The organism is Alteromonas sp. KC3 (genome assembly GCF_016756315.1).
In the GTDB taxonomy this organism is placed as follows: Bacteria; Pseudomonadota; Gammaproteobacteria; order Enterobacterales; family Alteromonadaceae; genus Alteromonas.
This window is the reverse complement of the sequence record NZ_AP024235.1, coordinates 2,680,222-2,693,483: the sequence shown is the minus strand read 5'-3', so window position 1 is coordinate 2,693,483 and position 13,262 is coordinate 2,680,222. Positions and strand designations below refer to the sequence as shown.

Annotated in this window: 15 protein-coding genes; 7 read left to right on the top strand and 8 right to left on the bottom strand. The window is 43.6% G+C overall.

Annotated elements, in window-relative coordinates:
* Window positions 1-2: 2 nt before the first annotated feature.
* From JN178_RS12085 to JN178_RS12060, 6 genes are all read left to right on the top strand, one after another.
* Complete coding sequence (locus tag JN178_RS12085; protein WP_202261790.1) at window positions 3-1,133, top strand: M14 family metallopeptidase; 1,131 nt, start codon at window positions 3-5, stop codon at window positions 1,131-1,133.
* Between the two features lie 174 nt (window positions 1,134-1,307).
* The gene (locus tag JN178_RS12080) at window positions 1,308-2,966 is read left to right on the top strand and encodes an alanine/glycine:cation symporter family protein (protein WP_202261789.1); all 1,659 of its coding nucleotides are present in this window, start codon (window positions 1,308-1,310) and stop codon (window positions 2,964-2,966) included.
* A gap of 209 nt (window positions 2,967-3,175) precedes the next feature.
* On the top strand, window positions 3,176-3,502 hold the full coding sequence (locus JN178_RS12075) for a zinc-ribbon domain-containing protein (RefSeq protein WP_202261788.1): 327 nt from the start codon (window positions 3,176-3,178) through the stop codon (window positions 3,500-3,502).
* The gene (locus tag JN178_RS12070) at window positions 3,503-3,796 is read left to right on the top strand and encodes a YeaC family protein (protein WP_159626026.1); all 294 of its coding nucleotides are present in this window, start codon (window positions 3,503-3,505) and stop codon (window positions 3,794-3,796) included. It abuts the gene before it with no gap.
* Complete coding sequence (locus JN178_RS12065) at window positions 3,786-6,611, top strand: DUF349 domain-containing protein (protein WP_202261787.1); 2,826 nt, start codon at window positions 3,786-3,788, stop codon at window positions 6,609-6,611. Before JN178_RS12070 ends, JN178_RS12065 begins: the two co-directional genes overlap by 11 nt.
* Window positions 6,612-6,827, top strand: coding sequence for a hypothetical protein (locus tag JN178_RS12060; protein ID WP_202261786.1), 216 nt, complete (start codon window positions 6,612-6,614; stop codon window positions 6,825-6,827).
* Window positions 6,828-6,894: 67 nt separating this feature from the next.
* Here JN178_RS12060 and JN178_RS12055 read toward each other — a convergent pair whose 3' ends face one another.
* Entirely contained in the window at window positions 6,895-7,089 is a 195-nt protein-coding gene (locus JN178_RS12055; protein ID WP_014949833.1) for a hypothetical protein, read from the bottom strand.
* A 33-nt stretch (window positions 7,090-7,122) separates the two neighbouring features.
* Window positions 7,123-7,299 (bottom strand): DUF1328 domain-containing protein, encoded by a 177-nt coding sequence (locus JN178_RS12050; RefSeq protein WP_159626020.1) that lies wholly within the window; start codon window positions 7,297-7,299, stop codon window positions 7,123-7,125.
* 235 nt (window positions 7,300-7,534) lie between these two features.
* Here JN178_RS12050 and yfbR point away from each other — a divergent pair, with 235 nt between their 5' ends.
* Window positions 7,535-8,182, top strand: coding sequence for a 5'-deoxynucleotidase (gene yfbR, locus JN178_RS12045; protein ID WP_159626018.1), 648 nt, complete (start codon window positions 7,535-7,537; stop codon window positions 8,180-8,182).
* Window positions 8,183-8,267: 85 nt separating this feature from the next.
* Here yfbR and JN178_RS12040 read toward each other — a convergent pair whose 3' ends face one another.
* The 6 genes from JN178_RS12040 to JN178_RS12015 all read right to left on the bottom strand — a co-directional run bounded on the left by JN178_RS12040 (window position 8,268) and on the right by JN178_RS12015 (window position 13,252).
* Window positions 8,268-8,912 (bottom strand): phosphoribosyl-AMP cyclohydrolase, encoded by a 645-nt coding sequence (locus JN178_RS12040; protein WP_202261785.1) that lies wholly within the window; start codon window positions 8,910-8,912, stop codon window positions 8,268-8,270.
* 251 nt (window positions 8,913-9,163) lie between these two features.
* Window positions 9,164-9,742, bottom strand: a complete 579-nt coding sequence (locus JN178_RS12035) for a CC0125/CC1285 family lipoprotein (protein WP_202261784.1) — start codon at window positions 9,740-9,742, stop codon at window positions 9,164-9,166.
* Between the two features lie 30 nt (window positions 9,743-9,772).
* Complete coding sequence (locus tag JN178_RS12030) at window positions 9,773-10,030, bottom strand: hypothetical protein (RefSeq protein WP_202261783.1); 258 nt, start codon at window positions 10,028-10,030, stop codon at window positions 9,773-9,775.
* Between the two features lie 62 nt (window positions 10,031-10,092).
* Entirely contained in the window at window positions 10,093-10,605 is a 513-nt protein-coding gene (locus JN178_RS12025) for a hypothetical protein (RefSeq protein WP_202261782.1), read from the bottom strand.
* Window positions 10,606-10,607: 2 nt separating this feature from the next.
* Window positions 10,608-10,946: a DUF883 domain-containing protein gene (locus JN178_RS12020; RefSeq protein WP_159626010.1), complete on the bottom strand. Its 339-nt coding sequence runs from the start codon at window positions 10,944-10,946 to the stop codon at window positions 10,608-10,610.
* 245 nt (window positions 10,947-11,191) lie between these two features.
* The gene (locus tag JN178_RS12015) at window positions 11,192-13,252 is read right to left on the bottom strand and encodes a response regulator (RefSeq protein WP_202261781.1); all 2,061 of its coding nucleotides are present in this window, start codon (window positions 13,250-13,252) and stop codon (window positions 11,192-11,194) included.
* Window positions 13,253-13,262 lie beyond the last annotated feature (10 nt).

Below are 13,262 nucleotides of genomic sequence, written 5' to 3'. Positions count from 1 at the left end.
CTATGCATATCTCAAGTCAATTCGACAGCGGCAACATTGAAGTTGTTAAGGCGCAATCACCAGAAGACATTCGTCTTGCTATTCCCAAAGACAATCAGTCAGAGTTTGCTCAGTGGTTCCATTTTCGTTTAGTCGGTGAAACCTTTGTTACTCACACAATGACAATCGAAAATCTAGCGAAATCTGCTTACCCTGAAGGTTGGAAGGGGTATAACGTTCTTGCATCTTACGACCGTCAAACATGGTTTAGAATTCCAAGTGATTTTGACGGCGACAATCTTTCATTCTCACTAACGTTAGAACAGCCTAGTGTCTACTTTGCGTATTTTATTCCGTATAGCTACGAGCGTCACTTAGACCTTGTGCACGATGCGCAAATGTCACTGTTATGTGAACATCGATTCTTAGGTCTTACGCTCGATGGCCGCGACATGTCATTGCTTGTGATTGGAGAAGAAACACCTGAAAAGAAAAAGGTGTGGATCACTGCGCGTCAGCATCCCGGTGAAACAATGGCTGAGTGGTGCGCGGAGGGCATTATCTATCGCTTGCTCGACGAGCAAGATGGTTTGGCGCGACAGTTGCTTGATAACGCTGTATTTTACATTGTGCCGAACATGAACCCTGATGGAAGCGCGCGAGGTCACCTTCGTACTAATGCTGTAGGCACTAATCTAAACCGTGAATGGGCAACGCCGAGTGCAGAAAAAAGCCCAGAAGTTCTTTATGTGCTAAATGCTATGTCTGAAATTGGTGTAGATATGTACCTAGATTTGCACGGTGATGAGGCATTGCCGTACAACTTTGTTGCGGGCAGCGAGGGGAACCCTAGTTACAACGACGATATTAAAGCGCTAGAAGACACCTTCAAATCAGCACTGTTAAATGCTACGCCTGAATTCCAAGATGAATTTGGTTATGACAAAGATGAGCCGGGTAAGGCAAACCTTACCGTGGCGTCAAATGCGGTTGGTGAAAAGTTCAAATGTATGGCATATACCGTTGAAATGCCATTTAAAGATAACGCTGATGTACCGGATGATGTTTACGGCTGGTCTGTTCAGCGCAGTCGACAGTTAGGTGAAGATTTACTTATTGGCGTTAATGCGGTAGTAAAAAAGCTGAAAGGCTAAGAAAGTATAGTTAGAAGCACGAGCTTCTGTTAAAAAGGCCTCTTTAAGAGGCCTTTTAGTGCGTTCAAAGTCGCTTTTTGTATTGCAGTTGGGTTGCCCTAAACGCTCTCGAATCAAAAAGCTACGACAATAATCACAATAAATAAGTAATCATAATAAAAAAGGGGAAGTACCTTGGAAGGGTTATACGGTTTTCTAACGATGTTAGATGGCTTTCTAGGAGGCGCGTTTTGGTTTCCTTACGTGCTATTAGGCGTCGGTCTATTTTTCACTATCTATCTTAAGTTTCCACAAATTCGTTTCTTCAAGCACGCGTGGCAAGTTGTTACGGGTAAATTCGACAAAGAGAGCGATCCAGGTGACACCACGCATTTTCGTGCGCTAACCACGGCATTATCAGGCACGGTAGGAACCGGTAATATTTCTGGCGTAGCTTTCGCTATCTTTTTAGGTGGCCCAGCAGCATTATTCTGGATGTGGGTTACTGCATTTTTAGGTATGACGACCAAATTTGTTGAGGTTACGCTTTCCCATAAATATCGTGTGAAAACAGAAGATGGCACTATGGCTGGTGGCCCTATGTATTACATGGACCGTCGCTTAAACATGAAATGGCTAGCGGTTGCATTTGCCATCGCTACGGTTGTTAGCTCTTTTGGTACGGGTAACCTTCCTCAAAGTAATGGTATTGCGCAAAGTATTGAGGCGACATTTGGCTTTGAGCCTTGGATGGTAGGGAGCGTGCTAGGTATTCTACTGGCGCTGGTTATTCTTGGTGGTATTCAGCGTATTGCCGCGTTTACCGCGCGAGTTGTGCCTGTGATGGCAGTGATTTACCTAATTGGTGCGCTGGCCGTTATCTTAGCGAATTTAGAAAATATTGGTCCTTCGTTCGCAAGTGTAATTGGTGATGCGTTTACTGGGTCCGCAGCTGCGGGTGGCTTTTTAGGTGCGTCTCTAGCTTACGCATTTAATCGTGGTGTAAACCGTGGTCTGTTTTCTAACGAAGCGGGTCAGGGTTCAGCGCCAATTGCTCACGCAGCCGCAAAAACCAAAGAGCCAGCCTCTGAAGGTATGGTGTCGTTGCTTGAGCCTTTCATCGATACGATTTTGATTTGTACTGTAACGGGCCTTGTTATTTTGTCTTCTGGCGTGTGGAAAGAAAAACACGAGAATGTCTTTGACCGCTCGGATATGTTCTTTGTAGCGGGTCAGTATGATGACACCAAGCAGGCCGACGTCGATAAGCTATACGGTTACCTTAATGAAGTTGAGGGCAATGCAGTAGAAGCTTATACGGGGTCAATTACCGTAGTTAATGGCACAGCAGTAAGCGATGGCTTTACGTTGCTAAATTCTCGTTCAGTAGCTGAAGATGTAAAATATTCTGTCGGTAGTGAAGATCTTTTCACGGGTACGTTGAAGATTGTCGATGGAAAGCCAGTTAAAGAGAACTTAGAAGTAAGCGGTAAGTCTCTGGTACATTCTGCTGCGTTGACTACTATCGCGTTTACTCGCGGTTTCTTTGGCGATTTTGGGCAGTACATTGTGTCAATCGGCTTAATGTTGTTTGCGTTCTCAACGGCTATTGCTTGGTCTTATTACGGTGATCGCGCTATGACTTACCTACTAGGGCCGCGTTCAGTTATGCCATATCGCGTCATTTATGTTGCCGGTTTCGTTTGGGCAGCGTTCTCTGATACTACCCTTGTGTGGGCGTTGTCTGCTGTTGCTATTGTGGTAATGACCCTACCGAACCTTTTTGGCATTATGCTACTGTGCAAAGAAATGAAAGAAACGGTAAACGATTACTGGAGCAGACATAAGAAGTAGATTGTCTATACAGTAAAGGGCATTTGCCCTTGCTAAATGCGTGTTCAAGCCTTCGATTCTGTTGTGCTTAGCACGCATTTTTTGTTTTTAAAACGGTGTAATCGACTTCATTGTTGCCATTAAGTTAAGTATGATACCCGTCCGCGTAAAAACGAAGAGTGCTAGGCACAACGCGTTTATCTCTCGCACCTAACAAACAGGAGCAACATATGGCATTAGTTGACTGTCCTTCATGTAATAAGAAAACGTCTGATAAGGCGAAAACATGTCCTCATTGTGGTTTTAAGATTGGTGATGCAACATCTGAAGATATAGAGCGCAAACAAAGCTTACAGCGATTTCAGAAGTTACAAAGCATTCAAAACCAGTCGCTACTTGCAATGTTAATTTTTGTAGCGAGTTTCGGTTTTATGTATTGGGGTGGAACCCGCCCTGGTGATCTGCAACACAACCTAGCAATTTTAGGTGCGGTAGTGGGCTTTGTATGGTACCTCGTTAACCGCGCACGTATTGTTTACATTAAGCGTTTTTCCTAAATGAATATAGATGCATTATTAGCCAGCATGACGCCTGAGATTTTCGAGCGTTTGCGCAGTGCCGTGGAAACTGGAAAGTGGCCTGATGGCACGCCACTAAGTGAAGAGCAAAAGGCAAGCAGCATGCAAGCTGTCATGCTTTACCAGTCAAAAGTTGAGAAGTCTTCTGAGCATATGACCGTAGGTGAGAGTGGTGAAATTGTCCATAAAAGTAAGTCGGACTTTAAGCGCTCTTTAAATGAACCTCAAGATGATAAAAATACTATAGCGCGGTTTAAACAGGATGATATTTAGTCGACTATTTGCGCCTGCACATGCAAGCTCAAAGCCTGAGAAAAGGATTCAGGCCATAGAAAGCCTTTCACCAGAAAGGGCAACAGAGAAAACAATTCTTCATGAGTTGGCATTTAACGATGATAATGCCGACGTAAGTTTAGCAGCGCTTAACAAGCTAAATGTGTTTGCACTTTGGCTGAAAATGTCGCAAATCGCTAGATCACCAAAGGTAAAGCGAGTTTGTGAGCAAAAAGTGAACGACGCTATTTTGGGGCAAAGTGACATCGCCCTTCGAGCTGATGAAAAGGCCAGTTTCCTTACAGAGTCAGCCAATAGTGAACTTATTATTCAGATTGTACAGCGCGATCCCAGTTTGTTAGATGACGATGAATTGTCTAAACAACTGATGACTAAAATCAGTAAGCCTTCGTTCACGCAGTTCGTGTTTTCAAACACAAGCAGCGAAGCACTTCGCCAACATATCGTTAACGAAGAATCTGATGTAAATGTGCTTCAAAAGTTAACTAAGAAGGTACACGACGAATCCATACGAGCGCAGATAGAAGCACGTATAGACGCTATCAGATTGGCTGAGCAAAAACCTGTAGAGCTAAAAAAGCAGCTCACATTATGCTTGTCCAAATATCAGGCGTTACTGGATAAACCTGATGTGCAATTTGTTATTGAACAACAGGCACATTTGGAGAGTGAGCTCAAAGGCCTCATGTCTCAATGTGATGTGCTTGATACCCAAGACAAAGCGTTATTTGAAGAAAAGCAGGCACGCATTGCAGATCAAGTCGAGCGCTATCTAGCGCGAATACGTCCAGCATGGGAAGAACAGCAAAAAGCGTTAGAGATAGCCAATACAAAAGCGTTATGTGACCAACAACTTGACTACGCCACGCAGCAAGTGAATTGGCTTTTCCAAGAGCGTTTATGTGATGCAACGTTAGCTGATGTGGCGACCGTAAACGAGAGCGTTCGTGGACTTGAGGCAACCATTGAGCAATTGGGACGTTTAATGGAGGGCGGTATTAGCGATAAACGCCTTCGTGCATACAGTGATGTTGTTGCAGGGCTCAATGAAAAGCTCGATAGCTTTTCAATGCAACAGCAATATGGACAAAAATTGCTAGTCCGCTTGCAAAGTTTAGAGGAACTTGCTTCGAAGATAGATGCACAAGACGGTGACGTTGAATCGACACTCTTGAATGAATTTAATGAATCCAAACAAGGTTATAACGAAGTAAAAAGCGCGCTTATACAACTGCCAAACACGTTTGCACAGCGATTTAATACAGCGAATAAACGCGTAAACGCCAAAGCGAAAGCGTTTAAAGCAAAACAGGCATCGTCGATCAATGCCATTAAAAAGCAGCTAACACTTATCGATAACTTGATTGCGCAAGGCAAGTTTCGCGTTGCTATGGCAAAGTTCAACAAGTTAAAAGTGAGTTTTGAAACCTTGTCAGAAAGTGCAAAGGGGTCATTGGAGAAGCGTTATCAAAAAACCTGTGAAGATGTCTCTCGTTTAGCTGGTTGGCAAGATTACCTAGCAGCACCTAGGAAGCCCGCTTTGGTTGAAGAAGCGAAAGCACTGGCTGAGACACCTGCCGAGAACATCAAAGCCCGCAGTGATGCAATCAAGTATCTTCGCCAGCAATGGTTGTCGCTTACCAGCATTCAGAGCGAAAACAGTGAAGATGACACGCTTCAGCAAGCGTTTGATAATGCGCTAGAGCAAGCATTTGAACCGTGTCGTGTATACTATGCAGAGCTAGATGCGAAGCGCAGTGAAGCACTAGAAACACGCCAACGTATAATTGAAGCGGCACAAGCGCTTGACGTTGAAATGCCAGCAGCGGAGCTTGCCAAAGCGTATGACAAATTATCAAAGCAGTGGCATTCGGCAGGACAAGTTGAGCGTACTGCGTATGAAAACCTAAAACACGAATGGAAAGCAGTTTCCTCAGTGTTGGTTGATAAGGTCAACGCGTGGCAGCGCGATAATCAACAGCAAAAGCGCGCGCTAATTTCAAGTGTAAAGGTGCTGTTGGACAATGAAGACATGGCTAATGCAGCGACTGAAGCGCAACAACTTCAGGCTCAGTGGAAGCAAGTTGGTCATGCGGGTAAACGCGAAGAGAGTAGGCTCTGGGCTGAGTTTAAAGCGGTTAATGATGCTGTTTTTGAAAAGTTGAAAGCACAGCGACAATCGCAAAGCAGTGCGTTTGATAAACAAGCCAGCGAATTGGATGCAGCCATTGCTGTAATTGACATCCACGCCCATGACTTTGACGAGAGAATTCATGCGTTGTCAGAAAATGCGCAGTCGCTGCCTAAAGCGCTGCGTACTAAGCTAGAAAAGAAGATCGCGCGCCTTGAGACTAATCGTGACGAAGCAGAGCTAAATAAGCAAGAGCAAGTGCTCAAGCAAAAAGTGAATGCACTTGTCTCACTGGTACAATCGAAAGTAACTGATTTAAGTGAAGATGAAGCGTCACTTAAAGCCACGTTAGGTAAACGATGGACTTCCCTATTAGAACAATCTACTCAAGTGGATGACACATCGAACACTTTGCATGACAGGCAGTGGCTTACTGTTGCGTTAGAAGTGAGTACAGATATGCCTAGCCCTGAACAAGATGCCTCTATACGTTCGAGTGTACAGCTTAAGATGATGACAGCAAAACTTGAACAAGGTGTGTCTTCAACGGCGTCCGACATTTTAGCCGATTGGTTAACGGTGGCGACGATAACCGAATCTGATAAACCGTTTATACAACGATTAAGTGCTGTGCTGAATGCGCATCCAGAGGTGCTGGCATAAATGGAAAATACGGTAGAGTTTGAATTCGAAAGCGAAATGTCAGCGTACCGATTTCTCAATACTGTAAAGCATATCGATGCTGAAGGGTTAAAAGTGAAATTTGGTCGCAGCGATCACCACGTGAGTGTTAAGTATCGCTATATACTCGGGCAGTTTGATATTACGTTAAGCACCTTAGATGATCTCGCACGAGAATTAGGCGGTCAGGAAGTGTAGTGGAAGCTTGCTTTACAGACAGGAACAAAAAAGCCAGACAATGTCTGGCTTTTTCATCGGTGATTGTCTAGCAATCTTTATCTTCAGCGTCTACGCCTTCTTTCACATCTTCACAAGCGTCTTCTACTGCGTTACCTGCATCAGTAACGATTTCGTCTAGCTCTTCACCTGCGTCTTCTGCTTCACCATCACCACATGCGGCGAGTGAAAGAGCAAAAGCTGAAGCAACTAGTACCTTTGACAAATTTTTAAATGAAAACATATCCTTACTCCTTTTCCTTGAATTAAATCTTATCTAGACCTTAGGCGATCGACCACGTAGCGCATTTGCGATAAGTGAAATTACTAGCAGCGCGATAAACACAAAGAATAGAAACTGTGCGATACCTGTTGCTGCACCTGCGATGCCTCCAAAGCCAAAAACTGCTGCAATAATGGCGATAATAAAAAATGTAATTGCCCAACCTAACATAGCTAATTCCTCTTATTGCTTCCGTTACATTCACAATAGGTAATGCTAACTTTGTGCCTCTTTGCTATCTGTATGTTTTATAAGTAAAAACTTGAGTTTCTATTTTTTTAAGTACGTGTTGTTGTCTCCAAAGCTATTCGGCTTTACAGTATTTTTTGCACTTTTTACACAGCTCACTTAACGTAGTAGTTTTACAGGTGAACGTGGTAATAATAATCACGACAAGGAGCGCGCTATGGCAAATACACACTCAGCTTTTATTGGTTTGATGCAACGAGCGAAAAACGTAAAGCGTTGGCCGCTAATGGCGCAATTCCAAGACGAGATGCTTTCTACCCACATTTACGAGGCATCTGTCGTTGCGCATATGTTGGGCGCGATTGCGTGTGATGTGTTTGGTGAAGACATAAATCCTGATCGCGTGGCGGCGATGGCGATTTTTCATGAGGGAAGCGAAATTGCAGGAATGAGTGATATACCAAGCCCCGTCAAGTATCACGATCCAGAAACTACAGCTGCAATAAAAAAGCTTGAGCGCCGTTTTGAAGCGATGTTAATAAAAACCTTACCCGAAGCATTACAGGCTAGATACACACCGCTAATTGAGCAAGACAAGGACGATGAGCATGTTGTACTTGCAAAAGCCGCTGATGTGCTTTGTGCTTATCTTAAATGTGATTATGAACTTGCAAAATCGAACTGTGAATTTTCCAATGCTATGCAAGAAATGGAAGTACAGTTAAAGGGCTATAGAGATCGGTTAAAAGCCGTAGATTACTTTTGCCAAATCTTCTTAGAAGATGCTAAGGGCACGCTCGACGAACAGACCAAAGACCTTGAGTGGATTGAACGGGCGAATACACTACATTTAGACAGTAATTAGCGCTGTTTTTTGTTACCGCTGGAACACCGCTATTTCACGATGTTCCAGCGGTCGCAACGCATTATGCTCAGATTCATTGCTCAGATTAATTTGAAGCGGGGTTGTAGGGTAAAGACGATTGGTGAGCAACGATACGCAAATCTCCATCGCTGTCTTTCACATAAGCAAAGGTATACTCAACCTTAGTCTCACCGCCAGAGGTGTCAGTAAAAAAATAATTGCCCATGGCTACTGCCATACGACAGCTATTATTGATAATGCCCACATTATCAAACTTAACATTGGTATAGGGCTTAATTGCAAAACCTTTGTCTTCAGCATATGCATCGTTGCCCCCAACAAAGTAAGAGAGTGCTGCGTCGAAACTAGAGCGAAACTGATCATTAGCTGCCAATGTAGGTTTAAATAGTACGCTGCTTAGATCGTATCCGTACATGTCTTGAATAAAATCAGCGGCCTCTAGGGCATAATCCCCGTTGTTTGAATATACGCTACCGATCCTAACAATACCGTTGCCCCACATTTTTTGTGCATTAACGACTTCTCTTTCCGTAATACACTCATCTGAGTAGAGAAGCGCATTATCTATTGCCTTTGCTTGTAAGGTTGAATTTTTATTTAACTTGGAATCAGCTACCTGAGTCTTAGCCACCGCACTGCATCCCGTTGTCACGCATACTGTTGTCATTACCAAGGCTATTTTCGTAAATTGTGTTGATAGTGTTTTCATCGCTGGACTCCTTAAGTCTGCAAATACGTAAAACCTACTTCACTACCAACTCTTTAAGAAAGGAAGAATCGTAGTGACATGCTTTAAGGATATACAGCGTTGATGACATGCGCTTTCATGCAAGATTAAAAGCAGATTAACAGCGCATGAACCCACTTTTAGCTAGAGCCTGTCAATAAGTGATAAAAAAAGCGCGATTTCACAAGTGAAACGCGCTTTACAACACAAGAAATTGGTTTAATTTAACGGTGCTAGTTTTTCGGTTTGAGAGGTTTTGCAAGTAGCTCAGATACACTTAATGCGTTTTTGTGAAGCTCATTGGGACTATTTGCCATTTCTATAGTAATTGTGTAGTAAATGTTATTTATCTGAGTTTTCACTACGTCGTTGGACGTTGCGCCAGCCATGGGCTGGGCGACGTTGTCACAGCCAGACATAGTGCATTGTTTGTCATTTGGTAAAACTACAGGTTTATCATTAGTAGCCACAATTTCTCTTGCGAGAACAGGTTTTTTGTCAACGTTAGTTTTTTGTACCGCAAGGAATGTAAACCCTTCTTGCTGGGCAATTTCTGCCGCGCGATGTAAGGCGTATTGCTGAACCAAGTCTGCCGGGGTTTTGTCTGTTGCTTTAAATCGCACTTGATAGGTATTGCCTGAAATCTTCTCACTTGAATAGCCATAGCCGCCCTTAGTTGTCGAAGCTTTATAAGGGGTAGGGGCTGCCACAGGCGTTGATGAGCATGCTGCGAGTCCTCCCAATACAAAAACGCTCGCGCAAAGTGCGCAGGCTCGCTTAGTGAAATTACGTTTTCTAGTGACATTGCTCATCAGACAAATTCCTTGTACTTCGTGCTGATTTTATTGAAATAGCGATAGTAGCGCCGTGCGGCTAATCGCCATAAGTGCTTGATTTCGTCTTGCTTTAGGTTTTGCATCGCTGGCGCCTTTGTACGCGCCAACACCCGCGATACCTATGATTGTTTCGGGTTTACCCATTAATAGTTTACATTGCCTCTTTGCTTGGGTAAGTGCAACCTCGGCATTGTGTTTTTGTACAAAGTAAGTATGTTCCTTTTCGGCAATTTCGCGAATATTTGACTTGATAAAAACATTCATTTTTCACTCCTTACTATAGTTAAGCAGTTTATTTGGCCTTTTGTGCTTGCAGCACCAAAGCATTACTTAGTGCCTACTACTCGCTCTAAAAGCTTTATAACACGAGAAAAACTTAAGTATCCGTATGCGTTCTTTGCTAAGCGAAATAGGCCCCAGGCGGTGACCGCATTAAGCAGCAGTAAAATAAGAGAACTAGCAATAAAGTGAATGCCGAGTTCGTGAAAAATAGCAGCCAATGCAATGTTGAATATGAGCCAACAAACGGTTCCTACAGCAAATGCAGAAAGTGCGGCAAAAACAGTGACGAAAAACGACTTTTTAACGAGCACAAGCTCGCTGTTGACAAGTTCACAAAAAGCAAAGTATTGAGACTTTTTCTGATTCAGGGCGTTTTGCAATGAATCGAAAACATCGTTAAACGTAGGGTCAGGATAGGGCTGATTAATCCTATCTTCAGTTTCCGCCTCTTTCTCTTCAGCGAAAAAGAGCGTGCTCGCCCTCGGAGCAGTTAACTGATATGGATTTGCCGGGCTCAATATAAATTGAGCCCGGCGGAAGTCAGGTGCAAAGGCCATGACTATTTTTTGCGTAGTAGAGACGTTACTAGCATACCTGCGGCAAATGCAATACCCGCAGTTGCTACTGGGTTTTCAATCGCATATGCACGGACCTTAGACGCATGCCATTTTTTCTCTGCAAGGCGTTTTCGCGCAGACATGTTCTCTGCAGAAGACGCTGCGGTCTTGCGAATATTCTCTTCAGCGATACCTGCGCTGTCAGCTAATTTATCCACCGACGCATGTAGTGTCGCTTGTAGACTATCTGTCACCGGATGTGCAGGCTCTTTAATGCCATTTGTCTGCGCTGCACCGTTTGATTTACCTGCATGAGAGCGAGTAGAAGTTTGCGTAGCCATAATATTCTCCTTAAAATTTATGGGTTCACAGTAGGTGCTGCAACGCTTGTACCAAGCTTTTGTTGTATTTAAGTGTTTGAATTATATGGGGTATGTCTTTTCGTAAGGAGCGGGGAGGGCGTCGCTTTGAAACAGTCACACAGTTTTGTTTCATATCTCTGTAATATTTTCTCACTCTATAACGACCCGCCAAGCGTGAAAAAAGCGGGCCTTAATGTTCTACTTTTATCTCCATTAACATCTTTTTACTTTAATACTGATGCGAGGTCATCTTTTGTCACTGGTTTTAACAGTGCACTGTCAATGCCTATTGATTTCATACGGCCCTCATTAGCTTCATGACCGCTGACAATGGTGATTGTCGCCTCTGGTACCGCTTTTCTAATTAACCCAGCCAATTCATAGCCGTCATAATCTGGAAGTGTCAGGTCCATCAATACATGGTCAAACTGCTTATCGTTAATTAACTGCAGCGCATCAGCCCCGCAGTATTCTACGTGAACTTGATTTCCCAAGTGAGTTAGGAAGAGTTGGAGTAACTCAGCAGCATCTTCGTCGTCTTCAATAACAAGCACACTTTTCGCTTTATCGCTTACTTCTTCTTTGCTTGATGGCGACGATTTAATTGGCGCTTTAGAGCACTCAGTGAAGCGAACATCTTCAGGCACATAAGGTTTTTTAATTGGCATGTTACTTACATGCTTCTCTACATTAGAAAAGGTATCTGGATGGCTACCTGACAGGTACTTACCTAAAAGCTTAGCTAACGCGAGCTTATCGATAGGCTTGCCAATAACATCATTAAAGCCTTCGTCTATTAGAGAGTCTCTAAGTCCTTTGCGACTAGCCGCTGTAACTGCAACCACGGGTAGCTTTTGACCGTGGCGTCGTAGCGCATGCAATGCTTCAATGCCATTCATAACCGGCATGTGTATATCCATCAGAACCAAGTCAAATGGCGTGTCACTTTCATCGGCTTGAAGTACAGCTTCTAGTGCTTTAACACCATTTTCAGCGAAACTAATATCAGCTTGAGACTGACTAACCAGGTGCCCTGTAAGTCGGCGTATTTCTCGCAAATCATCTACAATGAGTACACGTCCGCTAAGTTGTAAATTTATTTGTCCTGATTCAACAGGCGCGATTTGCCCCAAAATGAGTTCAACTTTCGGCTGTAATGAGATATCGCCTGGGTCTATATCAAACACAAAGGTGCTGCCTTCACCAAGCTTAGAGCTAACGGCTATGTCACCACCTAGTTTTGTGACCAGTTCCTTGCAGATAGCTAGCCCAAGCCCTGCGCCGCCGTGATTAGCTCTCATCACATCTTCAATTTGCTCAAATGGCTGGAAGATATTTCTAAGCTTATCGGGTGGCATGCCTATCCCCGTGTCTGTAACCGAAAAGCGCAGCTTAGCGTTTGATTGTGCATCGCTTTCGTCTAACGAAACAGTCAGCGTAATACTCCCTTTATCAGTAAACTTAACTGCATTAGAGATTAGGTTTAGCAATACTTGACGCAAACGAGTAGGGTCTGTTTTTATAAATTCAGGGACTCGAGTATCTGACACAAGGTCGAGAAAAACACCTTTGTCTTTGGCGTTGAGTCGCATGAGCGAGTGGATGTCGGTCAGAAATGCCGTTAAATTGACATCTTTTACATTTAGTTCCAATTTTTCGGCCATAATTCGCGACATATCCAACAGATCGTTTAACAAACTAAGTAGATGTTTGCCGTTGGAATGAATAATCGAGAGTTCTTGTTGTATCCCTTGATTTTTTGCGTCGTCTATCAGCAGTTCTGTATAACCAAGGATAGACGTGAGTGGAGTGCGCAATTCGTGGCCTAGATGGGCCAAAAACTTGTCTTTCGCTTTGTTCTTTTGCTCAATTTTATTGCGTTCAAGACGCTCGTTTTCAATATCTCTACGCACCATAGCGTAGCGAATAGTGCGCATAAATCTCGGAGTTTCAATTTCTGACTTCTGTAAATAGTCAGCAGCCCCTGCACGCATGACCATTTCGTCAACGGCGGTATCCGACTGGCCAGTTAATATAACAACGGGTAAATTAATTTGATTAGATTTTAACGCGCCAAGTACATCAATGGCATTTTCCGCACCTAGTAGGTAGTCTAACAAGCACAAATCGAAGCTGTGAGTCTTAAGCACGTCAAGTGCATCAGCGCTGTTTGTCACCCAAGTTAACTCAAACTTAGGCGACTCACAATTTGCTAGATAATCAGAGGTTAAGAAGTAATCATCTTCGTCATCCTCAACTAACAGAATTTTTATAACCTCTGCCATCTAGAACCTC